Source organism: Oceanomicrobium pacificus, assembly GCF_009833495.1.
Taxonomy (GTDB): Bacteria; Pseudomonadota; Alphaproteobacteria; order Rhodobacterales; family Rhodobacteraceae; genus Oceanomicrobium; species Oceanomicrobium pacificus.
Window position 1 is genome coordinate 878,027 of the sequence record NZ_WUWG01000003.1, and the last position, 26,292, is coordinate 904,318.

Below are 26,292 nucleotides of genomic sequence, written 5' to 3' on the forward strand. Positions count from 1 at the left end.
CCCGATCCGGCGCGTCCGCGCTTGGCCTTGCGGAAGCACGGGTCTAATAAGTGGCGATGGACAGTTCGAATCTTCCCGCCCCGCCCGGAGGCACATGGCCGACACTGGACCCCGGCTGGGTCTGGCTCGTCGGCGCCGGACCGGGCGACCCCGGCCTGATGACCCTGCACGGTCTGAATGCGCTCCGTCAGGCGGACGTGATCGTCTATGACGCGCTTGTGGAACCGGCGATCCTTGATTGGGCAAGGCCTGATGCGGACCGGATCTATGCCGGCAAGCGCGGCGGGAAACCGTCGGCCAAACAGCGCGACATCTCGCTGCATCTGGTGGAACTGGCACAGGCCGGCCGCCGGGTCCTGCGGCTGAAAGGCGGCGATCCGTTCGTCTTCGGCCGTGGCGGCGAGGAAGCGCAAACGCTCGTTCAGCATGGCGTGCCGATCCGGATCGTGCCGGGCATTTCCGCAGGCATCGGCGGGCTCGCCTATGCCGGTATCCCGGTCACCCATCGCGACATCAACCAGTCCGTCACCTTTCTGACCGGCCATGACCAGACAGGTGCGACGCCCACCTCCGTCAACTGGGCAGCCGTGTCCGAGGGGGCGCAGGTGATCGTGATGTATATGGCGATGAAACATCTGGCCGGGATCACCGCGGCGCTGATCGACGCAGGGCGCGCGCCCGACGAGCCGGTGGCCATCGTGACCCGGGCGACCCTGCCCGACCAGCGCGTGCTGGAGACAACGCTGGCCCATGCGGTCGACGATGCGGCCGCGGCCGCCGTCGACCCGCCTGCAATTGTCTGTGTCGGGCGCTCTGTGCTGATGCGGCAGGTGCTCGACTGGACCGGCATGATGGCGGGCGAGCCGGTGCGCAATCCCGACCCGCTGGGGCGCGGACGGCCGGCCGAACAGGCGTGAGCCGCGGGCTCCTTCTGGCCGCGCCCGCATCGGGCAGCGGCAAGACGGTGCTGACGCTGGCGCTCCTGCGGGCCTTGCGCCGCCGCGGGGTGGCGCTGCGCTCGGCCAAGAGCGGCCCCGACTATATCGATCCCGATTATCACCGGCTGGCGAGCGGCAGCGCCTGCGTGAACCTCGACGGCTGGGCCATGTCAGCCCAGCGGCTGGCCGGGCTCGCGGCAAACGGAGTGGAGGGGCCAACCGGACCGGACGCGCCGCTTCTGGTGGTCGAGGGGGCCATGGGGCTCTTTGATGGCGCGGTGCCTGATGCCGCCGGATCAAGTGCTGCGCTGGCAAAGACGCTCGGCCTGCCGGTGGTCCTGATTGTGGATTGCGCGCGACAGGGCCAGTCGGTCGCGGCACTCATCTCTGGCTTTGCACGGTTCGATCCGGACCTGCATCTTGCAGGCGTCCTATTGAACCGGGTCGGCTCGGAACGGCACGCGCAGATGCTGCAGGACGCGATCGGCCGCCACCTGCCGGACCTGCCGGTGCTCGGATGCGTCTACCGCAGCGACGCGCTCGCCCTGCCCGACCGGCATCTGGGCCTCGTGCAGGCGCGCGAACATGCCGATATCGACGCGTTTCTTGACGGGGCCGCCACGGAATTGGACGCCCGGATCGACATCCGCGCGCTGGTGGCCAGTGCCGCACCCGTCCGGCACGGTAACACGCCGCGGCTCCCGCTTCGCCCGCCGGGGCAACGGATTGCAGTGGCACGCGACGACGCGTTCGCCTTCGCCTATCCGCATCTTCTGCAGGGCTGGCGCGACGGCGGCGCGTCCATCAGCTTCTTCTCCCCTCTGGCCGACGACGCGCCCGACGAGGCAGCCGATGCGGTCTATCTGCCGGGTGGGTATCCGGAACTGCATGCAGGCCGGCTTGCCGCGGCCGGCAGGTTCCGTGCAGCCATGCGAAGCGCGGCGGAACGCGGCCTGCCGGTCTACGGCGAATGCGGCGGCTTCATGGTGCTCGGCCAAAGCCTGACCGATGCGGACGGCACCGATCACCCGATGCTCGGCCTCCTCGATCTGGAAACCGATTTCAGCGCCCGCCGCCGGCAACTCGGCTACCGCCGCGCCGTGCCGCGCGGCGGGGACTGGTTCGGCAGCCAGTCCGGCCCGTGGCGGGCGCACGAATTCCACTATGCCACCATCCGCAGGCAGGCGGGCATGCCGCTCTTCGAGGTCTCGGACGCCGCAGGCACCGTGCTCGGCCCCGCCGGACTACAGCACGGATCGGTCAGCGGCAGCTTCATCCACCTGATCGCGCCGGAAGAAGACGCGGTGATTTGACGCTTGCGCACGCGGCGCCAAGATGGTCCTGTCCGCGCATGACTGCAGCCGACCGTCCCTCCGCCAAGACCAAGCGCAACATTGCCGCCCTGATTGCCGCGCAAGCGATCCTCGGGGCGCAGATGCCGGTCTATTTCGTGTTGGGCGGCCTGTCGGGCAAGATGCTGGCGAGCAACCCGTGCTGGGCGACGCTGCCGATCTCGCTGATCGTGCTCGGCTCGATGATCTCCGCCCCGCCGCTCGCCGCCTTCATGGGGCGGTTCGGTCGCCGGGCCGGTTTCTTTCTTGGCACATTCGGCGGCGCATTCGGCGCGCTTCTGTGCACGATCGCGCTCTATTCGGGCAGTTTCGCGCTGTTCCTGATCGGCTCGTTTATCACCGGTCTCTACTTTTGCGCTCACGGGTTCTACCGGTTCGCGGCGTCGGACAGCAGCGAACCGGCCTTCCGGCCCAAGGCGATCAGCTGGGTGATGGCCGGCGGCCTCATCTCCGCCATTCTCGGCCCGTTCATCGTGCGCCAGACAGGCGGTGCCGCCGTCAGCCTGCCCGGTCTCGACCTGCCGCCCGTGCCCTTCGCCGCCGCCTATCTGTCGATGGTGGTGCTGAATGTGCTCGGCTCGGCAATCTTCCTGTTCCTCGACATCCCGAAGCCGAAGCCGCCAAAGGCCGGGACCGACGCCGGGCGGTCACGCTGGGAGCTTCTGAAGAGCCCCGGCATCCTTGTCGCGATGATCGTCTCGATGGTGGCCTATGCGCTGATGAACCTCGTCATGACATCCACCCCGCTCGCCGTCGTGGGCTGCGGGTTCACGCCCGACGATGCGGCCAATATCGTCTCCGCCCATGTGCTGGCCATGTATGTGCCAAGCTTCTTTACCGGCCCGCTCATCGCGCGGTTCGGCACGCGGCTCATCATTGCAACCGGACTGGTGCTGCTGGCCGGTGCGGGAATCGTCGGCCTGTCGGGGGTGGATTTGGGGAATTTCTACCTCGCGCTGGTGCTGCTCGGGATCGGCTGGAATTTCGGCTTCATCGGCGGCACCACGATGCTCGCGCAATATCACACGCCCGAGGAGGCCACCCGCGCGCAGGGCATGAACGACTTCGCCGTCTTCGGCATGGTGACGCTGGCCTCGCTCAGCTCCGGCATCCTGATGAACTGTTCGGGCGGCGATCCTGTGTCCGGCTGGACAGCGGTGAATATCGCGATGGTGCCGCTCCTGATGCTGGCCGGCGGTGCGCTCATCTGGCTCACGCTCGCCGGCGCACGGCGCGCACCGACCGCCTGAGCCGCTACCAGCGTCCGGTCATCCCGCGCCAGAGGGCCGACCAGCGGCGCGCCAGTTCGCGGCGGCCAAGATCACCCTGCACAACCGCAGCCGGATCGGTTGCAGCCTGCGCGAGCACCGGACCCGCTTGCACTGCCGTCAGGAGCGCGGGCGCCACGCTGCGCGGCAGGCGCGCGCGGGCCTCACGTGCGCGTTGAAGGGCCGCGGCGGCGTCGCTGGTGATGTCGCGGATCGCATCTGCCATCGGCTCTGACACCTCGCCCCGCGCGAGCGCGGCATGGTCGGTCACCCAGCCAGTGGGCACCGGATCGCGGCCCGACGCCAGCAGTGCTGGCACCGCCTGCCAGAGTGCGGCAACCCCGCCGGCATAGGCCAGATCCGTCACCACCGGCAAACCGTCGTCCGGACAGTCGCAGATCCGGGCCGCGAGGCGCATGAGCGCGCCGGCCGTCCCGTCGATATAGGCATCGAAAGCCGCGCGGCTCGACTGCGGATCGGAGCCAATATCGAAGCGCCGCGCGGCAATGAGCGCGGAAAATTCACGCTGCGGCAGATCGTGGCGTGCTATGGCATCGGCGAGCGGCGCGACGACCTCATGGGCGCGCGGCGGTTTGCCTGCGAAGATCTCGTCCAGCGCATCTACCCACCATTGCAGGCGGATCTCGGCCAGCATCGGCTCGGACGTGACCCACGGCGCGCGAACAACTTCCAGATTGAACGCATAGAGCGCCAGCAGGTCGCCGCGGGCCGGCATCGGCGCCAGAAGCGCCGTGCGGAACCGGTCCGGATCCCCCCGCTCGACCGCAGCGGCGCAGGCATCGAGGCTCATGCGTCCGCGGCCTCCTCGGCGATCAGCTTCCAGATGACGGCCTCATGCAGCGCCTGAAACGAGGCATCGACGATGTTGGCCGACACGCCGACCGTGGTCCAGTGACGGCCCTTGTCATCTTCGCTGTCGATGAGCACGCGGGTGACGGCTTCGGTCCCGCCATTGGTGATGCGGACCTTGAAATCGACCAGCCGCATGTCGGCAATATGGCCCGACCACTGGCCCAGATCCTTGGCGAGCGCGCGGCTCAGCGCGTTGACCGGCCCCTGATCGGCATCGCTTTCGGGATCGTGGCTCTCGGACACGTTGAGCACCCGTTCGCCGCCGACATTCACCACGACGACCGCCTCGGACACGGTCACAACCTGCCGCAGCGCATTGTAGCGGCGTTCGACCATGACGCGGTAGCGTTCCACGTCGAAGAAGCGCGGCATCTGGCCGAGCACGCGGCGGGCGAGCAACTCGAAACTCGCCTGCGCCCCGTCATAGGCATAGCCCATATCTTCGCGCGCCTTGACCAGATCGAGGATCTCCGACAGGCGCGGATCGCCCTTCTCCACCGACAATCCGGCCTCCGACAGGCGCCGGCGCAGGTTCGACTGGCCGGCCTGGTTCGACATGGGCACGACGCGGCGGTTGCCGACGGATTCGGGCGGGACATGCTCGTAGGTCGTCGGGTCCTTCAGGATCGCGCTCGCATGCAGCCCCGCCTTGTGGGTGAAGGCATTGGCGCCGACATAGGGCGCATGGGCATCCGGCACGCGGTTGAGGATCTCGTCGAGCATCCGGCTGACGCGGGTCAGCTTGGCCAGATCCTTGCGGTCGACGCCGATCTCGAAAGCGTCCGCGAAGGCCGGCTTCAGCAGAAGCGTCGGGATGATCGAGACAAGGTTGGCATTGCCGCAGCGCTCGCCCAAGCCGTTGAGCGTGCCCTGGATCTGGCGCACACCCGCCTGCACGGCGGCCAGCGAATTGGCCACAGCCATGCCGGTATCGTCGTGCGTGTGGATGCCGAGCCGGTCACCCGGAATGCCCGCTGCAATGGCGGCGTCCACTGCCGCCGTCACGTCGCCGGGCAGCGCGCCGCCGTTGGTGTCGCACAGCACGATCCAGCGGGCGCCCGCATCATGGGCCGCGCGGATGGCTTCGAGTGCATAGGGCGGGTTGGCGGCAAAGCCGTCGAAGAAATGTTCCGCATCGAAGATCGCCTCGCGGCCCTGCTCGACCAGATAGGCGACCGAGTCGCGGATATTGTCGAGATTTTCCTCCAGCGTGATGCCGAGCGCCGCGGTGACGTGGAAATCATGGGTCTTGCCGACAAGGCAGACCGTGTCCGTGCCCGCACCCACGACCTGCGCCAGCACATCGTCGTTGGAGGCCGAGCGCCCGGCCCGCTTGGTCATCCCGAAGGCCGCGAAGCGGGCCGCCTTCAACGTCGGCGCGGCGGCGAAAAAGTCGCTGTCGGTCGGGTTCGCCCCCGGCCAGCCGCCCTCGACATAGTCGAGCCCGAGCGCGTCGAGCGCCTCGGCGATCCGCACCTTGTCATCGACCGAGAAATCGACGCCCTGCGTCTGCTGCCCGTCGCGCAATGTCGTGTCGTAGAGATAGAGCCGTTCGCGGGTCACAGGAGCGCCTCCAATGCTGCGGGATCGGCGCTGCCGGAGGAATGAGATAACTGAGCTCCGTCCAAGCCAATCTGAACCTCGTATCCTGCGTTGATTGCTCCCTTCCGAAGTTCGTCGGCACGCTCATAGTCCTTCCTTGACCGAGCTTCGTTTAAAGCAGCGACAAATCGGAGCTCAACCTCGGTAGCCGAAGATATAGGCCGATACCAGAAATCATCCGTATCTTCGAAATTGAGAATTCCAATTAAGTTGGCAGAAGCCTTCAGATCAGAGTATCTTCCCTGCTTAAAAATTTTCCGAAGTTCAAACATTGCGCCAGCTGTATCAAGGTTATTGCATAAATAACCCAGAAATTTTTCGTCCACATCTCCCGTTGATTCATTCTCACAAGCGCGCTTCCACTTTTTCAGCTCTCTTGTAGCCCGATCTATTTTATCCTGGCTGAAACTAAACTTCTTTGAATAGTGCGTTTTTAGAAACACGAAGCGGATCACCTCTCCCGGCACGCCCTGATCGAGCAGGTCGCGCACGGTGAAGAAATTGCCAAGCGACTTGGACATTTTCTTGCCCTCAACCTGCAGCATCTCGTTGTGCATCCAGATTTTCGCAAACCCGCCGTCCGGGTGCGCGCAGCAGCTCTGGGCGATCTCGTTTTCATGGTGCGGGAATTGCAGATCGATCCCGCCGCCATGAATGTCGAAACTGTCGCCGAGCAACTCGCGCGCCATGGCGGAACATTCGATATGCCAGCCCGGACGCCCCCGGCCCCACGGGCTGTCCCAGCCCGGCGTGTCCGCGTCGGACGGTTTCCACAGCACGAAATCCATCGGGTTGCGCTTGTAGGGCGCGACCTCGACCCGCGCGCCGGCGATCATGTCCTCGACCGTCCGGCCAGACAGGCGGCCATAGTCGCGATAGCTGTCGACGGCAAAAAGCACGTGGCCCTCCGCTGCATAGGCATGGCCGGTCTCGATCAGCGTTTCGATCATCGCGATCATCGGCGGGATGAACTCGGTCGCGCGCGGCATCTGGTCCGGCTCCAGCGCGCCGAGCGCGGCCATATCGTCAAGATACCAGCCGATGGTTTCGTCCGTGATGTCGCGGATGGGCCGCCCTGTCGCCGCGGCGCGGGCATTGATCTTGTCATCCACGTCGGTGAAATTCCGGACATAGGTCACATGGTCGGCACCATAGACATGCCGCAACAGGCGGTAGAGCGTGTCGAACACCACCACCGGACGCGCATTGCCCAGATGCGCCCGGTCATAGACCGTCGGGCCGCAGACATAGAGCCGCACATTGGCCGGGTCGATCGGCTCAAGCCGTTCGCGGCGGCGCGTGGCGGTGTTGTGAAGGGTGATCTCGGTCATCGGTCAGGTCCTGTCGCGGCGTCCCGCGGCGGGCCTAGCAGTTTGTGGATCAAAAGAAAACACGAAGACCGGCCGCGGACATATGTCAGCGGATAATGCAAATCCCGGAAATGCAGCATGTCTTCGTCATGATGCCGTGATGCCACCACCGGTATCATGAATCAAGCCACAGATTGCCAGAGCGCGAGAATCAGGCCACGGTGTGACTGTGCCATCAGGCGCAACGACGATCGGGACACGTGCATGCCGCCTTTAAGATTTTCCTGCGAATGCAGCCAGGTTCAGTATGAGATTTCCGGGCCGCTGCCCGAGGTGCTCGCCTGCCACTGCACGCAATGCCGCAAAAGCTCGGGCCATTACTGGGCCTCGGTCCGGGTGCAAGACGACCAGATCAAGGTCATCAGCGACACGACGCTGGCCATCTACCAGTCGACCGACATGGCGCAGCGCGGTTTCTGCACCGCCTGCGGGTCGACCATCTCCTGGCGGCTACAGGGGCGCCCGGGGCTTCTGCTCAGCGCCGGCTGTTTCGATGACGACCTGCCCGTGCGCCTGACGGGCCACCATTTCGTCACCGAAAAGGGCAATTATTACGACCTGAAAGACGGGCTGCCGCAGGCTGAGCGGTTCGACTATCCAGCCGACCCGTCCCCTGCCCCCAGCACCGAAGAAGCCTGACCGCCCGGCACCTTTCGTCCCCAAACGAAAACGGCTCCGCCAAGGGCGGAGCCGTTCCTCGATCCAACCTGTGCGGGATCAGAACTTGTAGGACACTTTGGCCTTCAGGGTGTTGACGTTCACGTCGGTCCCCAGATCGCCGTAATCCTTGAAATCGTGGTAGAGATACTCGGCACCAACGATCCAGTTGTCGGTCACGGCATAGTCGACGCCGAGGCCGGCCACATAGCCATTGCCGCGGTCATCGCCGAGCGTGTCGCTCGACAGGTTGGCCGCTGCGGCGCCGACGGTCCCGTAGACGAGGGTCCGGCCGAAATCATAGCCGCCCTTCAGTTTCAGGCGGGCAATGCCGTCGATCGTGGCGTCCGTATTGTCGACTTCGAGATCGGCCCAGTCCACATCGAGCTCACCGCCGATGACCCAGTTGCCGAAATCGTAATTGTAGCCGGCATGCACACCGCCGAGATAGCCTTCGGTGTCGCCGACACCGTCGACATCGCCGCGGCCATAGCCGAGTTGAGCACCACCGTAGAAACCGCTCCAGTCATAGCCCGTATCGACGACCGCGACGGGCGCGACCACGACCGGCTCGACCGGCTCTTCGAAATTCATGTTGCCTGCGTAGGCGGCGCCGGCGGAAACGCTCGACGCCAGGACGAGTGCGACTGCTTTTTTCATTCGTAATCTCCAATGTTCGGCACGCCGGAGCGCGCCTCAAGGGTGATCCCTGTTCGACAAATGTCGGCCCCGTGTTCGTCCGGGGTTGCAGCACAGCTAGGCCCGCTCGCGATGGAAAAAAAGAGGTGACGGCGGATTTTGTTGCACCTGCACGCGATCGGCCATTTCCCGCCCGAATGCGGCCGAAACGGCGTTGATTTCAAGCGGTTTTCCGCCCATTCGCGCCTGCGGAACCTTTTGCGTTGCCGCACGTTGGGTCAGGTGAAATTCGATCAATTCCGCCCTTGACGCGGCCAGGCGCCTTGTCTAAATGAACCGCGCTGCTGGGGAATAGGTTAACGGTAGACCCACGGACTCTGACTCCGTTAGTCCTGGTTCGAATCCAGGTTCCCCAGCCAAAGCTTCTACCCAAATACCAATTCATGCCGGCCGATCTGGCGACACGAAGATATCCGCCGCTCGGACGTGTACGTTAGGGTGTGCGTTTTGAATGTGCGCAGATCTGCAATCCTGCCGCGGTTTGGTGAATGGAACTGCCCGATGAATAGCTGACCATAAAAGCGTCATGCTTCATGGCTTGGGTCAATGGTTTGCTGAAGCGAAGGACATTGGTATCAAGCAATCCGCCAACGTCATCTGCTCAGGGTAGCGGATCTTCAGGCAGTACGAACTTGGGGATCAATCCTTCGGTGCAAGCCGACCTGACGGGCATTTCTGGCTGATCGAAGAAGGCCGCCGCGACATCTCTGTCGCATTTTGAGAACAAGGTTGCACCATGGCCAGTGTTCGGGAAGCGGACAAACTGGGATCCGGATATGTTACCGGCCGCTTGTTCCGACCATGACGTGGCGGTCTGTGTGTCATTCGTTCCGGAAAAAAACCATGACAGGAACAGATCCGTTTCCGGTAACCGGAGTGTGGAAATCCTGGTCTACAGTGCCGGTCGGAAACCCATCACATGCGCCAAGCTCAAAGACCATCGTTCGCCCTTCGCGCTCTGTGAGCCCGGGGATTCGATACTGCTCGATACGATCGAGTGCGCGTTCCGCACTGTTGAAAGGAACAGAGTCATTGCAGGTAAAAAGGCGAAGGGCAAAAGCCAGTTCGTGCAACTGCTCGGTAAATCGGTCCAGATTTCGCAATCGCCTGAATATCTCGGCAATGTCATCGGGTGCCATCTGCACAACCAGCGACATCAGAATCTCTGCGTCGATGCCCGAAAAGTTGCGTTGGACAAACTGGCCGAGTTCATCGGACGTCGCGGGGCGCATAGGCAAAGCAACGCGCTCTGCCCCATATCCGGCATCAATCGCGGTGCTGTATGGGGCGTCTTCGAGTTGGTGAAGCGTTCTCAGGAACACTGAAGCCGGCGATGTTTCGGCTTCTCGGGCCATGTCCTGTGCCTGCTGTGCAAGCGCCGCTGCGCTGTCGCGGAGCATATCGCTTTGCGCAGCCAGACTATTGGCTCGATTGAGCAGTCGTCGTGCCCCGATGTGTCCCTCCACAAGCTGGAAAGCCGGAGGTGGGGCCGTTTCAGCTTCCGCGTATTTCATCAGGGAAATGGCCTCAAACAGTTCAGTTCGGCCTTCCTCCATTTCAGTAATCATTCGAGGCAAATACCGAACACGCCACACCGCGCCCGCTTGGTTTGCCGAAGAAAGGATCAGTTGTTCCAGCGCCTGAGCTGTCACCGGTAAGCCGCTCTCTGTCGAAAGCGGCTCTGCCAGAAGTGCGGAGAACAGATCGTTCAGACTTTCGACAAGGTTCGGGTAGGCTTCGGCACATGCCGGGTCTGAAAGGCACATTCCGTACATACCCAGAAACGCCTCTTCGTTGGTCTCCGGCAAGCGCTCACGCCAAGCCACCTCGGTAGGCAGCACGGAGTCGAGCAGGATGGAGCGCAGTCCGGGTGGGTTCTGCCGCAGCACTTCCAACCCGAGCCGTGTGCCGTAGGAATGCCCGTAGATGTTGAAACTGTAGAAACCCCAATAATTCGGCAACGCGGACCACATCACGAGCATTGGTGACGGTGTTGTAATTTTTCAGGCCCACGCCCTGCTCGTTCAAGTGTGCGACACACAAGGGGATCAGATACTCGCTGGCTGCCGCGCCGAGATTCATTCCGGAAGAATCGGCAATATCCTCTGCCGCAGCAAAAGCCGCATCACTGTTGGCCGCGAAGACCTCATTGCATTCGATCTCGCCTGGCGAGAATCCGGAGCCGCGCTGATCAAAAACAACGACGTCTCGGCGGGCACGGAGAGTTGCCAGGCGTTCCGCCAGCGCGTTCGTCATGCTTGCAAGTTCACCACCGCCCAGACCGCCATGCAAGTAGATGACCGGATCACGTGCTGGCGACAGGCTCGTCGACCGGAGCACGCCATACATCAAGTCGATGGTTTTTCCATCTCCGTCATCATAGTCGACCGGCACTGTTAGGATGCCACAAGAATAGGTTTGGCCTTCGACTCGGTTGCGGTCTGGGTGATTACGTCAGGGCAAGAAACAGCTTTGGCGTCAGGGGACGTCGGTTGGGAATGTGCCGCACTTCCAAACATCAACGGGGCGAGAAGACTTGAGAAAACGAAAGCGGCAGCACCCCACGAATGCGGTTCGTTCCCTGTCATCTGCCGATATGCTTCTCTATCGGCGCCGCGAGACATCGCGAAGTCAGTCTTTGAATTCGGAAAGCGAACCATGTGAGACTCCCGTAATGCGAGGCCAACGCTGGGGCGACACCTGAGACCGTAGACCAGGCGAAGGACCATGAACAGAGATGGACATTTCGCAAGGGAAATTGCCGAAAGTGAGAGAAGAAACATACCGACAGTTTGGAAGGCCCAAAAGTTAGAGTACGATTGGCGTCGTTCCGTGCTCTACGCGCAAATTTTGAAGCGGAGGTGTCGGGTCTAGCATCGCAGAACCTGTTCAGCGGGCGCAGAGAAGAGACCTGAGAGGTACGAAATGACCAACGTCATAAGAAATTGGGTGAACAAAAGGCCAATTATTTTCGCTATTTTTCTAATTTTCGTATATTTTGTATTTCTTTCCATTCCATCTTTATTTTCAAGCGGAGCATTTGGAAAAGACGAAACCAAGTCCGCGAACTCCATTGATCTGGGAGACCTGCCATTCGAATTTTTTCTGGCTGCAAGCATCGTGGCCATTATCGGGCTCGTCGGCTGGAACAAAAAAGCTCGACTAACGTCGGCGCCGGACTGGAGTGGAATCTGGGCGCCTATCGTTTTTGCTGTTTACATTGCCAGCATACTGATCCCCGGGCTGATGGCAGCCGCCGGCTCTGGCGCTCAAATCTCCGATTTGATTGCATCCATTCCCTGGGAAAAGTTCATATTGTTCATGCTGCTTATCGGAATCTTTGAGGAAAGCCTGTTCAGGGGCGCGGTGTTTCGCGGTTTTGAGGCTGGTATTGGACCGATCTTTGCAGTGATCATCTCATCGGTGCTTTTCGGATCAATGCACTTTGTAAACTGGATTGCCGGGCAAGCGTTGGAGTCAACGGTCGAACAAGCCATTCAGGCTGCGATGCTCGGATTCGCGTTCGCGACCATTTCTCTTCGCATGAACTCGATCTGGTTTGGGGTCGCTGCCCACGCGCTTTTTGACGGCGTAGTGGATTTCAACGGCCAGGTTCTCGCCACTGCAGCAGATGCCGTAGCGCCATCGGATCCGTCCATTGGCCAGCCCGTGCCTCCCGTTGAGCCAGCTTCCGACACAGCAGCGCTCGCTACAGGCGCACTCAATCTGCTTCTGAGGCATTTCGAATTGGTGCTGGGCTCCATCGTACTCTGGTCGTGGTGGCGGCGGCAAAGAAGGAACCAAAGCCTCTAGCGTGTCCGAAGCCGTGTGATTTCCGGATCCCGTCCGAATGTTGATGGGGCCATCTGGAACACCCAGGTTTTCGTGTGCCTTGCTTTGGGCGGACCGTCGATAATCACGAAGCCAATCTATCATCCACCCATGTCGAATCCGGTCGCAGTGACGGCCCTCCGGATCTAGACACAATGAAGGAAAAATTCATGCATCGGCTGGCGAAAGTCAGGCACCCGACCCATAGGGCCAAACGATATTCAAAATAAACAGGACCACAAAAAGTACAATTATTTTAACTATGGACTTCTTTTTCTTATCCATACCCTCGAACATAGATCCCTGATCGAGACCCCAAACAACGATAACGATGATTATTATTGTCGCGATCGTATGAGGAATATCAAAAGTCACTTCAGCCCCCCCCTTTTCTGGCTTTTCGATTTCGTCGGGCAAATTAACAAATAAAATGGTCGATCAAAAGCGCCGAGCGCCCAATGGGTTGCGAATATCTATGTCTGCGCTTCGCCGTCAAATCGATAGAAGGTTCGAGACCGGGAAACACAGGTTGTCCCTCATTCCTCTGCCTTGGAATTCTTGCTTTCGCCATGTCCGAACTGGCGACAAAGAAAGGCCAGTATCGCGATATTGAGCAGCGGTGTCAGCGCAGCAAGCCAGGGACGCAAGGTCTCGGGGAACCCGTCCAGCCAGACCGCTTTGCCGGACGTCACCACAATGACGCGATTGAACTGCCCGCGCATGATGCGGTTCACAGGCCGGGATTTTTGCCGCACACTCACGCGACTGGTTGATGATCGGTATGTGATCGGAGCGCCGAGCAAGCGCGGTCGATTGGGCGCTGGATCAAGGACCGAGCACCGAAAGCCTCGTGAGAAAGAGGCGCTCGAAAACAGGCGCAATGACCGCCGGAAGATGGACGTCAGGATGAACACAACGATCGTCGACAACCAGAGCATCGAGAGCTTCTACGACGATTTCCTGAAGTCAAAAATGATCGGCTATCGCGTCGATGGCAACAAGCGGATCAGCCTTGCGATCGATTTCGCGCTTCGAAACATTGATGCAAATGCTTCGGTCCTCGATGTTGGATGCGGCATCGGTATCGCGACCGAACAGATCGCCAAGAAGGCCAACCCGTCCAAGGTACTGGGGGTTGATATTGCTCCGGAGAATATCGGATACGCAAGGAAGACTGCCAGACATCCCAACCTCGACTTCCTGTGCATCAATGCCGCCGAGAATCTGGACGCGGTGCGCGATCACTTTGCCGAGGGAATAGACGTCATCTGCATGTTCGATGTGATCGAGCACATCAAGCCGCAGGACAGGCGGGACCTGTTTGCATCCCTGTCACGCGTTTCTAATCCCGGAGCCAGATTGATCGTCACATACCCAAGCCCCGAATACCAACTGCACATCATGGAAAACAATCCCGATGAATTGCAGATTGTCGACGAGGTCATCTACGAAAGCGACCTGATTTCCGAAGCCGGAGACGCCGGCTGGCGACTTACACGTTTTGAATATAAATCCGTCTGGTCCTCCAATCAGTATATCCACGCTGTTCTCGCAAAAAGCAGGGATTTCGGGGACCAGAAGCCCAGCCGGAGTTTGACCCTGAAAGGAGCAGCGGAACGTGTCGGAAGAAAAATCCTGAAGCCGTGGCTCCGATACAAGTATCAGATACGGCCGTTCAGGAAATAACCGGGAATGCGGAAATGCGGGAAAGCCACCCAAATTGACTGAAAAACTGAAGATAGCACATCTGTCTTTCTCGGCCCTGCCACGGACCGTCGGCGGTTTGGAGATCGTCGTCGACAGTCTGATCCGAAGCCAGCAGGACGCCGGTCACGACGTCACATTGGTGACCCGCTGGAAGCAGCGCCAGAGGTCGGGCGATGCCGGTTTCGGTTACGATCGTCTCACGCTTGCCCCAAACCCGACACTGCCGGCTCCGCCCTATCGCTCGGTGGGCATGCGGTCGCCCGTCGCTGCAATGGTGGCCTGGTACCAATGGCGCCACAGGTTCGACATCTGGCATGTGCACTGGGTCTACCCGACGGCATGGATGGCCTTTCCCGGTCTGGACCTGCTCGGCGTGCCGTTTGTCGTGACAGCCCATGGCGCGGATATCCAGATAGATGCGGAAAGCCGATACGGGTTCCTCCAGCACGCCACACATGAGCGCAGGGTCCGCGCCCTGATGCCGCGACTCCCTGCGTTGACGGCCATATCCCCGTCCATCAGCGCGCGATATGTGGTTTTGGGTGCAGATCCAGGTTCGGTCCATCCGATCCCGAACGGCGTTGACACCAACCGACTGTCGCGACCCGGCTCGACCAAAGAGGAAGTCAGAGCCCGTCTGAACGTTCCCCGAGGGGTCCCGATGATCCTCTCGGTGGGACGGAACGAACCGCGAAAGGGCTTCACCTACATTCCGGATACGATCGCGGCATTGAACAGCCTCGGCCGGACCGTCGTCTGGGTGGTGGTCGGGCAGCAGTCGGAGCAGCTTTTGCCGCGCGCGGCAGAAGCCGGTGTCGGGGAGCAGTTTCGCGCGCTTCCGACCATCCGAAACGCGCAAGGAAGAGAGATGCGATTCCCGCCGGACGAGCTTGTCGACTTGTATGCCGCCGCGGATATTTTGGCCTTTCCCTCCATGTCGGAGGGCATGCCGCTCACGATCATTGAAGCGATGGCGGCCGGCACACCGGTCGTCGGCAATGATGTTCCCGGCATTGCGGATATGATCGAGGATGGCGCGGACGGGGTGCTGTGCGAAGCACGAAATCCCGGCGCGATGGCAGATGCGATCTCGGGCATTCTTGGCGACACCGCATTGGCCGCGTCTCTGTCCAGCCGCGGCAGGGAGAAGGCGCAACAGTTCGATTGGGATGCGGTTTCAGCAACCTATACAGACTTGTACTCCAGAACGATCGAGACGTGGAAAGCCAGGACATCCTGACCTGTTTGCCACTACAGGCACAGGGATGTCCCCGCGCACAAGTGCCAGAAAACGACAGAAAGCAGACTGTGCCTGCACCTCTCCTATCGGCGCCGCCTATCGCGCCCCGTCACAACCGCAAAAAGAATCCCCAATCGAAAATCTGCGTCTAAGGTAAACCGTCGGCAGACCCGCAGGACGGAACGGGATCGGGAGGTAGGGACATGGCCACGCAGACGGAACAGCTCAAGATCGTCGAACAGCGCCTGTTATGGCTGTCGCACTGGATGATCCATCATGCCAACCACCTGCGGCCGAAGGTCGACGGGATCAAGATCGGCGGGCATCAGGCCTCTTCGGCCTCGATGGTGTCGATCATGACGGCGCTCTATTTCTCCGCGCTCCGGCCGGAGGACCGTGTCGCGGTGAAGCCGCATGCAGCACCGGTGTTCCACGCGATGCAATATCTGATGGGCAACCAGACGCTGGAAAAGATGAAAGCCTTTCGCGGTTTCGGCGGTGTGCAATCCTATCCGAGCCGCACCAAGGATATCGACGATGTGGATTTTTCCACCGGATCGGTCGGGCTGGGCGTTGCCATCACCTCATTCGCGTCGCTGGTGCAGGACTATATTCATGCGAAATCCTGGGGACCGGACGCGCCGCTCGGCCGGATGGTGGCGCTGGTCGGTGACGCGGAACTTGACGAGGGCAATGTCTATGAGGCCCTGCAGGAGGGCTGGAAGAACGACCTGCGCAACTGCTGGTGGGTCATCGACTATAACCGCCAGTCGCTCGACGGAATCGTGCGAGAGGGCCTTTTCGCACGGATCGAGAAAATCTTCGACGCGTTCGGATGGGACGTGGTTCGGGTCAAATATGGCAGCCTTCAGAGGGCCGCCTTCGAGGAGCCGGGCGGCCCTGCCCTGCGCGACTGGATCGACGCTTGCCCCAATCAGGACTATGCGGCGCTCACCTTCATGGGCGGCGCCGTATGGCGGCAGCGGCTGATGGACGATCTGGGCGATCAGGGCGCGGTCAGCGCGCTCATCGAGCGGCGCAGCGACGCGGAGCTTGCCGCGCTGATGGAAAATCTCGGCGGCAACTGCGTGGAGACGATGGCCGAGACCTTCGCCGCCATCGACCATGACCGGCCGACCTGCTTCCTTGCCTATACGGTCAAGGGCTGGGGCACGCCGATTGCCGGCCATAAGGACAATCACGGCGGGCTGATGAACCGCACGCAATTCGCCGACTGGCAGGCCCATATGGGTGTGCCCGAAGGGGCCGAATGGGACCCGATGGCGGGCGTGGCCGATCCGGCATCGCTGCGCGACTTCCTGTCAACGGTGCCCTTCTTCGCCCATGGTCCCCGCCGCTATCAGGACGCAAAGCTGCCGGTGCCGCCGATTGCCGTCGACAGCGCGCGGGAGGTCTCGACCCAAGCGGCTTTCGGCAGGATCCTCGACGATCTGTCGAAAGGCGACAGCCCGCTTGCCGCCCGCATCCTGACCACATCGCCCGATGTGACCGGCACCACCAGCCTCGGCCCCTGGGTGAACCGGCGCAAGCTTTTCGCGCGCACCGAACAGGCGGATGCGTTCATCGAGCACCGCATCCCGTCGACGGCCAAATGGGAGTTCACACCGGACGGGCAGCATATCGAACTTGGCATTGCCGAGATGAACCTGATGCTGCTTCTCGGCGCGGCCGGCCTGTCCCATTCGCTCTTCGGCAAGCGGCTCATACCCGTCGGCACCGTCTACGACCCGTTCGTGTCCCGCGGGCTCGATGCGCTCAACTATGCCTGTTATCAGGATGCGCGCTTCCTGCTGGTCGGCACGCCGTCCGGCGTAACCCTGGCGCCCGAAGGCGGGGCACACCAGTCGGTCGGCACGCCGCTCATCGGCATGAGCCAGGACGGGCTCGCGGCCTTCGAACCGGCATTCGCCGACGAACTCGCCGTGATCATGGAATGGGCCTTCGACTATCTTCAACGCGACGGCGAAGGCGATCCGGACGAGCGCACATGGCTGCGCGACGAGACCGGCGGATCGGTCTATCTGCGCCTGACGACGAACCCGATCGAGCAGCCGGGCAAGCGTGTGGACGAGGATTTCCGACAGGGCGCGATCGACGGCGCCTACTGGCTGCGCAAACCCGGCCCGAACGCGGATCTGGTGATCGCCTATCAGGGTGCGGTCGCGCCCGAAGCGATCCGTGCTGCGGGCCGGATCGGGGAAAGCCGCCGCGACATCGGCGTGCTGGCGGTCACATCAGCCGACCGGCTGAACGCGGGCTGGACGGCGGCACAACGTGCCCGGTCCCGCGGACATGCGGGTGCGCAGTCCCATATCGAGCGGCTGATGGCGGATCTGCCGCCGCATTGCCGGATCATAACCGTCATCGACGGCCACCCGGCGACCCTGTCCTGGATCGGCGCGGTCGGCGGGCACCGGACGATCCCGCTCGGTGTCGAGCATTTCGGGCAGACGGGCACGATCGGCGACCTTTACCGGCATCACGGGGTGGATGCGGACACGATCATCGCCAAGGTGGCGGCGCTGACACCAGGCAAGGCCCTGCGCAGCGGGACGCCTGTCTAGGCGCCCCGCGCATCCCGCGCCCGTCGGTCAGAAGAACATTGAAATGCCAAACTTCAACTGGCTGTCCGGCCCGCCCAGCGGCGAACGTTCCAGCGCATAATAGCCGAGGCTGAGATCGAGCGCCGTGCCGGTCTCCTCGTTCAGAACCGTAGTCTTGCCGACCGTCAGCCCGAGCGGGACGGACCAGGGTTCGGCATCCTTCTCCGCAGACCAGTTGTAGGAGAGCAGGTTGTTATAGCCTGCATACCAGCCGCCGCCGAACCCGTAGATCACGATCGGCTGCAGGATCGTGACGGAGAAATCATCCTCCCCCCACATATGGCCGACAAGGCCGCCCCAGGACAGATCGCCGGTCTGGCCGAACATGACGAAGGCCGGCCCGGCGCCCCAGCCCGCACCGGCCAGCGCATCATCGCTGCGGGTCGGCAACGATACCTGCACGCCGTAGCCGAGCGCGATGCCGCTCGCGCCGGGCGTCGGCGCATAGAAAGCCTGCACCGTGCTGTCGCCGATGCCCCATGTCAGCTCCGTGGCCGGCGACGGTGTCGGGATCGAGGGCGGCAGCGATGCGGCCTGCTGCACACCCTGAATGGGAACGATGCCGCGCAGCACGAGGTTCGCATCCCCCAGCGGCACCGAATAGACGGGCTGGAGCTGGAAATTGTAGCTGTCCTCCTCCTCGGTTCCGGTGCGATAGGCAATGGTGTTGTCGGTCATGAGCGCTTTGGTGTCGGCGAGCGGATTGGCCGCCTTGCGCGCGGCAAGGCAGGCCGCGTCGCAGGCCAGTGCCGCGCCGGCGAAAAAGCTCGCCACCATGGTGAGCGATGCTGTCGTGAGTGTCTGGTTCATGCCGGTCCCCTCCCCCGTCCTTCGCGTGGCCAGCCGTTGCACCGGCCACAGGTTTCCCAAGTGCTCACATCCCGTCACGGTGGGTGAATTCACTGTTCGGCATCGTCCCCGCTACAAGCGCTTCCTCGATCATGTTCCCGGGATCGTTGTCGCGCAAGGTCTTCTGCCAGATCGCAAGATCGGCAGTTGTCCCGGCCTCCAGCGACCCGATCACATCCTTGATGCTCGTTTGACAGGCGGTAACACGCGTCCAGTGAACCGGCGAATTGTCAGGTCTCACCCTTCCTCAGGGAGAGTTGCCCGAGACGTCTCGACTGTCGTCCGCCACGCGGCGCAACGGGGCGGGACCCGCATGGGCGCCCGCCCCGGCGCCCTGACCCTTGCCTCAAGGCCGGGGGCGCGGCCCCCGCGTGGTGCTCTGGGGGCAAGGTAAAGTTAACGTAAAGGGAAACTCTGTCAAATCCGGACCAGCGGGGATCACCTGCCGCGCGCCTTCGCGCAGCTATGCGCGGTGGTCCGAATGCATCAGGTCTGCGTGAACTGTCGTGCAGAGCTTGCATTTGCATGCCCGACGCTTGAGGGTTATGGCAATATTCGCCTGCAATATGGGGAATTGCTTATGAAAATCTATTTTGCTGCTGCCGCGACGTGCCTGCTGGGCGCCTGCACCACCGGAAATGTCGGCTCGGATCTTGCCGATATCGAGGAAGGTGCGCCGGTCCCCGAAGAGGTGCTGGCCGTGGCCGCACCCTATCAGGACCTGAGCGCCGTGATCCTGCGGCCCGAGGATGGCTGTTTCTGGTACCGCTATGTCGGTCCGGTGGAAACGACCCTCCTGCCGCTGCGCACCACGGCCGGGCGCCATATCTGCACCCGGTCGCAGTCGGTTACGAGTTGACCCCTAGCCCCGCCCGATATTGTCTTCCGGCGGGTAGAGATAGGCGGTCGATCCGGTCGACACACGGTCATAGAGCCCGTTGATATGGGCCATCACCATGCGCACGCAGCCGGAGCTGGCGCGCCCGCCGATCGAGCGTGCATAGGGCGTGCCGTGAATCCGCAAATATGTGTCGCGCCCGCCCGAATAGAGGTAGAAGGCGCGGGATCCGAGCGGGTTGCTCGGGCCGCCATCCATCCCGTTTTCATACTGTTTGTACACTTCGGGCTCGCGCCGGATCATGTTGGCCGTCGGCGTCCAGGTGGGCCAGCGCGCCTTGCGCCCGATCCGGTAGGTTCCGGGCTCGTAGAGGTTCCCCTTGGCAATCGCCACGCCGTAGCGCATCGCCGTCCCGTCGCCGTTGATATAGTAGATGTAGCGCGCCACGGCATCCACGTGCAGGTCACCTGCCCGCAGGCTCGGGCGGGCCTCGACCAGATTTGCCAGGAAGCGCGGGTGAATCCCCCACGGGTTGGAGGTGGCCGGATCATAATTGGCCGGCGTGACCATCGAATCCCAGCGCGGCCAGTTGTTCGGATTGCTGACCGGGCCGCGGGCCGGTGCCGCAGGCGGCTCGACGGTGGGCAACACGGTATCCTGCTGGGCCAGAGCAGGCCCCGCGATCGGTCCGGAAAACAGCGCCGCACTCGTCACAATGAAATGGCGTCTCGTGAGCATGAGCATCATCCCTTCCACAACAAGGCGCCCCGAGCAGACGGGCGCCAGACAAACATCCATTATTGCATATCCGCCCCCGGGGGCAGCCAGTCACAAACCTGTGCGCACCGGACCGTGTTCCATATGCCGCAGGGTCATGCAGGTGGATTTTTCGTCATTTGGCGGCCCAAACGGGTGACTGACCCCACGGAAGGTATGCCGGTCGCGATCAACGGCCAGATATGCACCCGCCGGCGAAAGCGTTGACTTCGCGCCACAAATATTCCGGCACTCAACCGCACCTTGAAAACAAGGCAGAAGATGGCAGGTTTGCCGCAATTCTCCTCCATTTAATCGACATTTTAACAGAATCTTAATGTTTAAGGATTCGCAGGATCAAACCTTCGCGCGAAACCTCTGCGATTCTGACCCGCCGCCCTCTGTATCGGCCGCGGTGTCAGGGCCAAAAAATCACAGGGTGGGGTGGGACAAAGCCGGGGGAAGATCACCTACTCACTACTATTGCAGGACTGACAATGCAGTTTACCAAGTATGCCGTCGCGGCCGCGTTTCTGGCTGCCCTTTCCTTCGGCGCGGCAGCCGAAGCCAAGGTTCGCCTCACGTCCATGGGGCTTTCCGATGACGGCGCCGTTTGGCGTATCCGTAACGAAGATCCCGAGGTCAAGACGATCCGCTTCCAGCAGGTCGGCGGCAGCTTCTCCCGCGTCTATCAGGTCAACCCGGGCGAGGAAATCCTCGTCACCGGTCCGGCCGGCACGGCGAAGCTCATCAATGTCGATACCAACCGGCAGGAAGATGTGAAAGCCTCCGGCTCGCACAACTACACGCCCCCGGCCCCGATCGTGGGTGCCCAGGGCGTGCAAGGTGCGCAAGGTGCGCAAGGCGCGCAGGGTGTCCAGGGCGTTCAGGGCCCGGCCGGCGCGGACGGCAAGGATGCCGACATGACACAGGTCTGGTCGAACCGTGACGGGATTGCCGGTGTGGCCGCTCTGGCCGCGATCCAGCAGAACCCGCATGCGGACGGGATCCAGGTCTCGCTCGGCGCCGGATCCTGGGACGGGGCCGCAGGCACCGCCTTCGTCGTTGGTACGAAATTTGCCGACAGCCTTTATGGCAATGTCGGCGTGATCTCGGCCGGCGGCAAGGTCGGCGGCGCGATTTCCGTCACCTACACGTTCAACTGAACGTCACGACAGACCGGTCGGCCCCCACACGACCGGAAGCAGGAGGCCCGGAGACGGGCCTCTTTTATTGTCGGGACCCAATGCACGAACACGCCACGCAGCCGCGCCGCAATCAGGGCCGCTGCGATCCCTTCTAATACCTATTCGATCGTCACGCCGAGCGTGTATTCCGCCGCCCCGTCGCCGCGGTTGATGACCTCGACCACATGGTCGCCGGACTGCCAGAGCTGCCCGCGATAGTCCTGCCCCGCCGGCACCATGTCGAGAAGGAACGTCTCGTCTGGATTGAAGATCTGGTAGGACAGCCCGCCACCGGTGCCGGACAGGTTCACATCGAGAAACTGCCCGTCCTTCGCCCCGAGCAGGTAGCGTTTCGACGCGCCGGCCGCGAGCGTGCCGGTGAGGGTCGCGCCGCTTGTGCCGGCCGCGAAACGGACCTGTTCCTCCGACACCATGTCCCCCGACGCGCCGGCCATCGCACCCGCCCCGTCGTCGGCAGCCTCCGCGACAGCCAGTTCACCGACCGCCCCGTCGCTATAACCGATGCAGCGCCAGAGCGTGCCGCCCGCATCGCGCAGCATCACCAGCGTGCCGGCCTCGGAAAATTCCGAACTGACCACGGTGCCGCTCTGCCCGTCGGGTCCGCCGACGGTGCGCAACTGGTCGATACATCCGTCGATCGCCTCTTGCTCGGCCGCAGGTGCGGGCGACGCGAGGGCCAGAAAAGCGGCGGGCAGGCAGAGAGTAGCAAGACGTGTCATTCTATCCTCCTGTTGCTGGCAGGTGCGCAAGCAGACCTGCAAATGGGTTACCGTCGTTCAAGACTGCGCAAAGGCGGCTGGTCGATCAACTCTTTCCTGCCGGTCGGGCGCACCGCGTTGGAACGATTGCCGCCGCCTCGCGGTTCACTTCATGACGGCGTGCGGTTGGCGTGCTAGGCTTTGCGGGCATTCCGCCTTGCCTGTCGACCGGTCCGGCCCGTCTATCGGCCGCAAGAGGGAGAAGATCATGCAGTGGAGAGGACGCCGCGGCAGCCGCAATATCGAGGACCGGCGCGGCCGGCGTGGCGGCGGCATGGCCGTGGGCGGCGGCGGGATCGGGCTCATCCTGCTGCTCATCGTCGGGTGGTTTTTCGGCGTCGACATGACGCCCTTCGTCAGCCAGACCGGGACCGCACCCCAGCAAACCGGAGAGATGAGCGCGGCCGACCGCGAGGCCGGGGCCTTCGTCTCGGTGGTGCTCGCCGACACGGAAACGATCTGGTCCGCGATCTTCCAGCAGGAGCTTGGCCGCAGCTACACGCCGCCGGTGCTCGTCCTCTACAGCGGGGTCACCGGATCGCCCTGCGGCGGCGCATCGGGCGCGACGGGCCCCTTCTACTGCCCGCTCGACCGCAAGATCTATCTCGACACGGATTTCTTCGTGACCATGCAGCGCCAGCTTGGCGCGGGCGGCGATTTCGCGGCGGCCTATGTGGTCGCGCACGAAGTCGCGCATCATGTGCAGGACGAACTGGGCATCCTCGGTCAGGTCAACCGCGTGCGGGCGCAGGCGAGCGCGGCGGAATCGAACGCGCTGTCGATCCGGATCGAGTTGCAGGCGGATTGTTTCTCCGGCATCTGGGCGCGCTATGCGGACGAGGCGCTCGGCACGCTCGATCCGGGCGACGTCGCCGAGGCGATGAACGCCGCGAAGCAGATCGGCGACGATATGCTCCAGCGCAATGCCGGCCGTGTGCCGATGCCGCACACATTCACCCATGGCACGAGTGCGCAACGCCAGCGCTGGTTCGCCACCGGCTACCAGACGGGCGCGCTCGACCAGTGCGACACGTTCGGGACCGACGCGCTCTAACCTTGTTCCGGCGTCCTCACAGTGCGACCAGATCATAGTGGCGGATCGTCCGCCGCGCGACCATCTCGGCTTCGGCCGGGTCGATATGCGCCGCCTCGATATCCTCCCCTACAAAGGCTTGCAGCGAGTCCAGGTCGCGCCAGACCATCACGAAACTGAAATGGCGCGGACTGTCATCGCGGGCCGCTCCGGGAAGCAGCATCTCCACCCCTCCTGTTGCCTGCATGAGCGGGATCGCCGTGTCGTGGAAAAAGCGCCGGAACGCGGCTTCCTTGCCGGGCCGGACTTCCACTTGAAAAATGCGCATGATCATGAGTGCCCCCTTCTCGCTCGGGCCGCACGGCCACATGCCGTCGCAATTGCCCCCGCAGCCAGTGTAGCAGATCGGCCCCGGTGCCCCGTTGGCGGCACCTTCCGGAGGGCAAACGGCATTGGCAGATTTCCGCTACCGCTTGCGCGTCCCTCTTGCGTCGAAGGCCGAACTCCGGTCCAATTCGGCCATCGAGCAATCAGGATTTCCGAGCCATGAAGGCCATCCTCCGTCTTGCCGTGCCGCTGATGCTTCTTGCAGCCTGCAGCGCCGACACGGTCGAAGTGAGCCGCAGCCAGAGCCTCTATCCCGGTGAAACGCCGGAACTGCGCGCCCTTATCAACGAATATGCTGATGTCTATGACGTGCCGCCCGAACTGGTGCATCGCGTCGTCCAGCGCGAGAGCGACTACCGCCCGAAAGCCCGCAACGGCCCCTATTACGGGCTGATGCAGATCCTGCCCGCCACGGCGCGCAACATGGGGTTCGAGGGCAAGCCGAGCGACCTGCTCGATGCGGAAACCAACCTGCGCTATGCGGTAAAATATCTGCGCGGCGCCTGGATCGTGTCGGACGAACGGATGGACGAGGCTGTCATGTGGTATGCGCGCGGCTACTATTATGCCGCGCGGGACAAGTGCCTGCTCGTGGAAACCGGATTGCGGGAGCGGGAAGTGGCGCGCAAATGCCGCTGACGCGCGACCTGCGACCTGACCGCACCGCCCCGCAAATACGCGCCCGATAAGGGAACCCCGGCCTGCAAAACTCTGTTATCCTTACCGAACCAACGGTGAAGGAGCGGACATGGTCGACTATTGGGACTTCCTGCTGCGCCTCGGGCTAGCGCTGGCCTGCGGGCTGATCGTCGGGCTCGACCGCGAATTCAAACACAAGCCGCTCGGCGCGCGCACCTATATGCTGACCGCGATGGGCTGCTGCGCGTGGATGATGCTGACACAGAATTACGCGCTCGGCATCGCCGCGGGAACGGAACTGGCGCTCGACCCGACGCGGCTCATCCAGGGGCTCGTCGGCGCGATCGGGTTTCTGGGCGCGGGCGCGATCATCTCATCGAACAGCGAGGGCCGCCTGCGCGGCGTGGCCAGCGGCACCGCGATCTGGGGCGTCGGCGCGATGGGGGTTGCCTGCGGCATGGGCTATTGGCGCGAAGCCCTAACGCTCGCGGTCGCCTTCGGCGTGGTGCTCAATGTCTATGATCTGGTGACGGAAGGCGACGGAGTGGACGAGCCTTCGGATGTGGAGAAGCGGTGAGGTTTTTGTAAGGGTTGATAGAACCTTCCTTGGCGCCCGCCTCCTATATAGCGTCGGCATCATTGGTTCTTAATTGATCAAGACAACTTTCGAGTTCCACGGCACTTGGGGTAGGATATACACCCAAGAAAACGCTCTCCGCTTTTTCGATTTGCTCGCTCAACCATCCCCCCACCGCAACGCGGACAGGTTGCACCGGCTACACCGCGTTTGCCGGTTATGGTTTTGACATTTTGAACATGGTCTCGACGTGTTGTCTTGTTGGCTAAAAATGCTTGCCCTCTCAGCGCTGATGCACAGCGGGTGACGTCACTTTCCGTCAGTCGTATTTGGTCAAACTGTTTGATGTAGTGTGACAGGGCACGAACGCTCCAAACCACATTTCCGGGCATTATCGTTTTTGGCCGTGCCGAACCAACGAACGCAACGACATTAAAAACTTGATGTTTTTCAAGCCCTGCTACCTCTTGAACGGCTCTAACGTGTTTGTAGTTTTGATGCGTCGGGTTCTGCATCTTGAACTTTTGACGATGAAGAGTCTGCGTCCAACTTCGTTGCTTAGCATCACCAAATATCCAACCCGACATGTTTTTGGTTTCGACAACAAAAACCCCAAATCTAGAAATAACTACGTGATCAATTTGAGTAGTTCCATCTCGACACGGTAAAGTGAGGTCGTTTAAAATATGATAGTCGTCTTTTGGGAGCCTGGCCTTAAGCCCTCTTGCAACACGGCGCTCTCCAACCGCGCCGATGAAGTTTGGAGACCTAATTAAACGCGCAAGAAGAAATAGCAGCCCGGCGAGAACGATGACAATGAAAACGGAGATGTCGCTGGAAGGTTCAGGTGCATTCATGCCGGAGCTCTACCAATTTCGGCCTCAAAAAATCAATACAAAACGATCCGGTTTCACCAGACAAAATCACATCAGGTTAAGGGCGCAAAAGTAAGCAGAACATTGAAAGCATTTCTGAAGACAGTTTTGTTAAAAAACAATTTCTGCTAGACCAAACAAAAGAGTAGGTCATCGAAATTGGTTGGTGCCCAGCAAGAACACGGAGGTCTAGGTCAACTAGTGTTCAGAT

General features: G+C 62.0%; 28 protein-coding genes and 1 tRNA gene. 14 read left to right on the top strand and 15 right to left on the bottom strand.

What is annotated here, in order from left to right; all coding sequences use genetic code 11:
* Nucleotides 1–56: 56 nt before the first annotated feature.
* From cobA to GSH16_RS10780, 3 genes are read left to right on the top strand one after another with little or no spacing between them, the layout of a single operon-like run.
* Nucleotides 57–917 (top strand): uroporphyrinogen-III C-methyltransferase, encoded by an 861-nt coding sequence (gene cobA, locus GSH16_RS10770; protein WP_160854860.1) that lies wholly within the window; start codon nucleotides 57–59, stop codon nucleotides 915–917.
* Complete coding sequence (locus GSH16_RS10775) at nucleotides 914–2,251, top strand: cobyrinate a,c-diamide synthase (RefSeq protein WP_160854862.1); 1,338 nt, start codon at nucleotides 914–916, stop codon at nucleotides 2,249–2,251. Before cobA ends, GSH16_RS10775 begins: the two co-directional genes overlap by 4 nt.
* A gap of 38 nt (nucleotides 2,252–2,289) precedes the next feature.
* Nucleotides 2,290–3,540: an MFS transporter gene (locus GSH16_RS10780; protein WP_160854864.1), complete on the top strand. Its 1,251-nt coding sequence runs from the start codon at nucleotides 2,290–2,292 to the stop codon at nucleotides 3,538–3,540.
* 4 nt (nucleotides 3,541–3,544) lie between these two features.
* On the opposite strand, the gene GSH16_RS10785 is transcribed toward GSH16_RS10780, so the two are convergent.
* From GSH16_RS10785 to cysS, 3 genes are read right to left on the bottom strand one after another with little or no spacing between them, the layout of a single operon-like run.
* Nucleotides 3,545–4,369: a phytoene/squalene synthase family protein gene (locus GSH16_RS10785; protein WP_160854866.1), complete on the bottom strand. Its 825-nt coding sequence runs from the start codon at nucleotides 4,367–4,369 to the stop codon at nucleotides 3,545–3,547.
* On the bottom strand, nucleotides 4,366–5,994 hold the full coding sequence (cimA, locus tag GSH16_RS10790; RefSeq protein WP_160854868.1) for a citramalate synthase: 1,629 nt from the start codon (nucleotides 5,992–5,994) through the stop codon (nucleotides 4,366–4,368). Before cimA ends, GSH16_RS10785 begins: the two co-directional genes overlap by 4 nt.
* Nucleotides 5,991–7,364, bottom strand: a complete 1,374-nt coding sequence (gene cysS / locus GSH16_RS10795; protein ID WP_160854870.1) for a cysteine--tRNA ligase — start codon at nucleotides 7,362–7,364, stop codon at nucleotides 5,991–5,993. The genes cimA and cysS overlap by 4 nt, the downstream gene beginning before the upstream one ends.
* 243 nt (nucleotides 7,365–7,607) lie before the next feature.
* Between cysS and GSH16_RS10800 the strand changes: the two genes are divergently transcribed.
* Nucleotides 7,608–8,042, top strand: coding sequence for a GFA family protein (locus GSH16_RS10800; RefSeq protein ID WP_160854872.1), 435 nt, complete (start codon nucleotides 7,608–7,610; stop codon nucleotides 8,040–8,042).
* Nucleotides 8,043–8,120: 78 nt separating this feature from the next.
* On the opposite strand, the gene GSH16_RS10805 is transcribed toward GSH16_RS10800, so the two are convergent.
* Together GSH16_RS10805 and GSH16_RS10810 are read right to left on the bottom strand one after the other, a co-directional pair.
* Nucleotides 8,121–8,720 carry an outer membrane protein gene (locus GSH16_RS10805; protein WP_160854874.1) on the bottom strand — a complete coding sequence of 200 codons (600 nt, stop codon included), beginning with the start codon at nucleotides 8,718–8,720 and terminating at the stop codon, nucleotides 8,121–8,123.
* Between the two features lie 96 nt (nucleotides 8,721–8,816).
* The gene (locus tag GSH16_RS10810) at nucleotides 8,817–8,996 is read right to left on the bottom strand and encodes a hypothetical protein (protein ID WP_160854876.1); all 180 of its coding nucleotides are present in this window, start codon (nucleotides 8,994–8,996) and stop codon (nucleotides 8,817–8,819) included.
* Nucleotides 8,997–9,044: 48 nt separating this feature from the next.
* Here GSH16_RS10810 and GSH16_RS10815 point away from each other — a divergent pair.
* A tRNA-Gln gene (locus tag GSH16_RS10815) sits at nucleotides 9,045–9,118 on the top strand.
* 242 nt (nucleotides 9,119–9,360) lie between these two features.
* On the opposite strand, the gene GSH16_RS16100 is transcribed toward GSH16_RS10815, so the two are convergent.
* From GSH16_RS16100 to GSH16_RS10830, 3 genes are read right to left on the bottom strand one after another with little or no spacing between them, the layout of a single operon-like run.
* Nucleotides 9,361–9,645 (bottom strand): alpha/beta hydrolase, encoded by a 285-nt coding sequence (locus GSH16_RS16100; RefSeq protein ID WP_160855204.1) that lies wholly within the window; start codon nucleotides 9,643–9,645, stop codon nucleotides 9,361–9,363.
* On the bottom strand, nucleotides 9,581–10,567 hold the full coding sequence (locus GSH16_RS10825) for a hypothetical protein (protein WP_160854878.1): 987 nt from the start codon (nucleotides 10,565–10,567) through the stop codon (nucleotides 9,581–9,583). The genes GSH16_RS16100 and GSH16_RS10825 overlap by 65 nt, the downstream gene beginning before the upstream one ends.
* Before the next feature lie 4 nt (nucleotides 10,568–10,571).
* Nucleotides 10,572–11,153 carry an alpha/beta fold hydrolase gene (locus GSH16_RS10830; protein WP_160854880.1) on the bottom strand — a complete coding sequence of 194 codons (582 nt, stop codon included), beginning with the start codon at nucleotides 11,151–11,153 and terminating at the stop codon, nucleotides 10,572–10,574.
* Between the two features lie 531 nt (nucleotides 11,154–11,684).
* Between GSH16_RS10830 and GSH16_RS10835 the strand changes: the two genes are divergently transcribed.
* The gene (locus GSH16_RS10835) at nucleotides 11,685–12,572 is read left to right on the top strand and encodes a CPBP family intramembrane glutamic endopeptidase (RefSeq protein ID WP_160854882.1); all 888 of its coding nucleotides are present in this window, start codon (nucleotides 11,685–11,687) and stop codon (nucleotides 12,570–12,572) included.
* Nucleotides 12,573–13,126: 554 nt separating this feature from the next.
* On the opposite strand, the gene GSH16_RS10840 is transcribed toward GSH16_RS10835, so the two are convergent.
* Nucleotides 13,127–13,282: a hypothetical protein gene (locus tag GSH16_RS10840; protein WP_160854884.1), complete on the bottom strand. Its 156-nt coding sequence runs from the start codon at nucleotides 13,280–13,282 to the stop codon at nucleotides 13,127–13,129.
* A gap of 4 nt (nucleotides 13,283–13,286) precedes the next feature.
* On the opposite strand from GSH16_RS10840, the gene GSH16_RS10845 reads away from it, so the two are divergent.
* From GSH16_RS10845 to GSH16_RS10855, 3 genes are all read left to right on the top strand, one after another.
* Complete coding sequence (locus GSH16_RS10845) at nucleotides 13,287–14,276, top strand: class I SAM-dependent methyltransferase (RefSeq protein ID WP_160854886.1); 990 nt, start codon at nucleotides 13,287–13,289, stop codon at nucleotides 14,274–14,276.
* A gap of 34 nt (nucleotides 14,277–14,310) precedes the next feature.
* On the top strand, nucleotides 14,311–15,537 hold the full coding sequence (locus tag GSH16_RS10850) for a glycosyltransferase family 4 protein (RefSeq protein ID WP_160854888.1): 1,227 nt from the start codon (nucleotides 14,311–14,313) through the stop codon (nucleotides 15,535–15,537).
* 203 nt (nucleotides 15,538–15,740) lie between these two features.
* A complete protein-coding gene (locus GSH16_RS10855; RefSeq protein WP_160854890.1) occupies nucleotides 15,741–18,122 on the top strand; it encodes a transketolase in 2,382 nt (793 codons plus the stop codon).
* 27 nt (nucleotides 18,123–18,149) lie between these two features.
* Here the strand turns inward: GSH16_RS10855 and GSH16_RS10860 are convergent, their stop codons facing one another.
* Nucleotides 18,150–18,971 carry a hypothetical protein gene (locus GSH16_RS10860; RefSeq protein WP_160854892.1) on the bottom strand — a complete coding sequence of 274 codons (822 nt, stop codon included), beginning with the start codon at nucleotides 18,969–18,971 and terminating at the stop codon, nucleotides 18,150–18,152.
* A gap of 64 nt (nucleotides 18,972–19,035) precedes the next feature.
* On the bottom strand, nucleotides 19,036–19,251 hold the full coding sequence (locus GSH16_RS10865; RefSeq protein ID WP_160854894.1) for a hypothetical protein: 216 nt from the start codon (nucleotides 19,249–19,251) through the stop codon (nucleotides 19,036–19,038).
* Between the two features lie 339 nt (nucleotides 19,252–19,590).
* On the opposite strand from GSH16_RS10865, the gene GSH16_RS10870 reads away from it, so the two are divergent.
* Nucleotides 19,591–19,869 carry a hypothetical protein gene (locus tag GSH16_RS10870; RefSeq protein ID WP_160854896.1) on the top strand — a complete coding sequence of 93 codons (279 nt, stop codon included), beginning with the start codon at nucleotides 19,591–19,593 and terminating at the stop codon, nucleotides 19,867–19,869.
* Between the two features lie 3 nt (nucleotides 19,870–19,872).
* Here GSH16_RS10870 and GSH16_RS10875 read toward each other — a convergent pair whose 3' ends face one another.
* Nucleotides 19,873–20,586, bottom strand: a complete 714-nt coding sequence (locus GSH16_RS10875; RefSeq protein ID WP_160854898.1) for a L,D-transpeptidase — start codon at nucleotides 20,584–20,586, stop codon at nucleotides 19,873–19,875.
* Between the two features lie 515 nt (nucleotides 20,587–21,101).
* On the opposite strand from GSH16_RS10875, the gene GSH16_RS15785 reads away from it, so the two are divergent.
* Nucleotides 21,102–21,770: a hypothetical protein gene (locus GSH16_RS15785; RefSeq protein WP_205524056.1), complete on the top strand. Its 669-nt coding sequence runs from the start codon at nucleotides 21,102–21,104 to the stop codon at nucleotides 21,768–21,770.
* A 140-nt stretch (nucleotides 21,771–21,910) separates the two neighbouring features.
* Here the strand turns inward: GSH16_RS15785 and GSH16_RS10880 are convergent, their stop codons facing one another.
* Nucleotides 21,911–22,531, bottom strand: a complete 621-nt coding sequence (locus GSH16_RS10880; protein WP_160854900.1) for a hypothetical protein — start codon at nucleotides 22,529–22,531, stop codon at nucleotides 21,911–21,913.
* Nucleotides 22,532–22,778: 247 nt separating this feature from the next.
* Here GSH16_RS10880 and ypfJ point away from each other — a divergent pair, with 247 nt between their 5' ends.
* Nucleotides 22,779–23,624 (top strand): KPN_02809 family neutral zinc metallopeptidase, encoded by an 846-nt coding sequence (gene ypfJ, locus GSH16_RS10885; protein WP_160854902.1) that lies wholly within the window; start codon nucleotides 22,779–22,781, stop codon nucleotides 23,622–23,624.
* A gap of 16 nt (nucleotides 23,625–23,640) precedes the next feature.
* Here the strand turns inward: ypfJ and GSH16_RS10890 are convergent, their stop codons facing one another.
* Complete coding sequence (locus tag GSH16_RS10890) at nucleotides 23,641–23,937, bottom strand: antibiotic biosynthesis monooxygenase family protein (protein WP_160854904.1); 297 nt, start codon at nucleotides 23,935–23,937, stop codon at nucleotides 23,641–23,643.
* 212 nt (nucleotides 23,938–24,149) lie between these two features.
* Between GSH16_RS10890 and GSH16_RS10895 the strand changes: the two genes are divergently transcribed.
* Together GSH16_RS10895 and GSH16_RS10900 are read left to right on the top strand one after the other, a co-directional pair.
* A complete protein-coding gene (locus GSH16_RS10895; protein ID WP_160854906.1) occupies nucleotides 24,150–24,629 on the top strand; it encodes a transglycosylase SLT domain-containing protein in 480 nt (159 codons plus the stop codon).
* 109 nt (nucleotides 24,630–24,738) lie between these two features.
* Nucleotides 24,739–25,206, top strand: a complete 468-nt coding sequence (locus GSH16_RS10900) for an MgtC/SapB family protein (RefSeq protein ID WP_160854908.1) — start codon at nucleotides 24,739–24,741, stop codon at nucleotides 25,204–25,206.
* Between the two features lie 77 nt (nucleotides 25,207–25,283).
* Here GSH16_RS10900 and GSH16_RS10905 read toward each other — a convergent pair whose 3' ends face one another.
* Nucleotides 25,284–26,063, bottom strand: a complete 780-nt coding sequence (locus tag GSH16_RS10905; protein ID WP_160855206.1) for a nuclease-related domain-containing protein — start codon at nucleotides 26,061–26,063, stop codon at nucleotides 25,284–25,286.
* Nucleotides 26,064–26,292: the final 229 nt, after the last annotated feature.

Bases quoted from the DNA above. Each gene is read 5' to 3' on its own strand.
- cobA (WP_160854860.1), top strand. From the start codon at position 57: ATGGACAGTTCGAATCTTCCCGCCCCGCCCGGAGGCACATGGCCGACA.
- GSH16_RS10780 (WP_160854864.1), top strand. From the start codon at position 2,290: ATGACTGCAGCCGACCGTCCCTCCGCCAAGACCAAGCGCAACATTGCC.
- GSH16_RS10785 (WP_160854866.1), bottom strand. From the start codon at position 4,369: ATGAGCCTCGATGCCTGCGCCGCTGCGGTCGAGCGGGGGGATCCGGAC.
- cysS (WP_160854870.1), bottom strand. From the start codon at position 7,364: ATGACCGAGATCACCCTTCACAACACCGCCACGCGCCGCCGCGAACGG.
- GSH16_RS10800 (WP_160854872.1), top strand. From the start codon at position 7,608: ATGCCGCCTTTAAGATTTTCCTGCGAATGCAGCCAGGTTCAGTATGAG.
- GSH16_RS10805 (WP_160854874.1), bottom strand. From the start codon at position 8,720: ATGAAAAAAGCAGTCGCACTCGTCCTGGCGTCGAGCGTTTCCGCCGGC.
- GSH16_RS10835 (WP_160854882.1), top strand. From the start codon at position 11,685: ATGACCAACGTCATAAGAAATTGGGTGAACAAAAGGCCAATTATTTTC.
- GSH16_RS10845 (WP_160854886.1), top strand. From the start codon at position 13,287: ATGACGCGATTGAACTGCCCGCGCATGATGCGGTTCACAGGCCGGGAT.
- GSH16_RS10855 (WP_160854890.1), top strand. From the start codon at position 15,741: ATGGCCACGCAGACGGAACAGCTCAAGATCGTCGAACAGCGCCTGTTA.
- GSH16_RS10860 (WP_160854892.1), bottom strand. From the start codon at position 18,971: ATGAACCAGACACTCACGACAGCATCGCTCACCATGGTGGCGAGCTTT.
- GSH16_RS10870 (WP_160854896.1), top strand. From the start codon at position 19,591: ATGAAAATCTATTTTGCTGCTGCCGCGACGTGCCTGCTGGGCGCCTGC.
- GSH16_RS10875 (WP_160854898.1), bottom strand. From the start codon at position 20,586: ATGCTCACGAGACGCCATTTCATTGTGACGAGTGCGGCGCTGTTTTCC.
- GSH16_RS15785 (WP_205524056.1), top strand. From the start codon at position 21,102: ATGCAGTTTACCAAGTATGCCGTCGCGGCCGCGTTTCTGGCTGCCCTT.
- GSH16_RS10880 (WP_160854900.1), bottom strand. From the start codon at position 22,531: ATGACACGTCTTGCTACTCTCTGCCTGCCCGCCGCTTTTCTGGCCCTC.
- ypfJ (WP_160854902.1), top strand. From the start codon at position 22,779: ATGCAGTGGAGAGGACGCCGCGGCAGCCGCAATATCGAGGACCGGCGC.
- GSH16_RS10890 (WP_160854904.1), bottom strand. From the start codon at position 23,937: ATGATCATGCGCATTTTTCAAGTGGAAGTCCGGCCCGGCAAGGAAGCC.
- GSH16_RS10895 (WP_160854906.1), top strand. From the start codon at position 24,150: ATGAAGGCCATCCTCCGTCTTGCCGTGCCGCTGATGCTTCTTGCAGCC.
- GSH16_RS10900 (WP_160854908.1), top strand. From the start codon at position 24,739: ATGGTCGACTATTGGGACTTCCTGCTGCGCCTCGGGCTAGCGCTGGCC.
- GSH16_RS10905 (WP_160855206.1), bottom strand. From the start codon at position 26,063: ATGAATGCACCTGAACCTTCCAGCGACATCTCCGTTTTCATTGTCATC.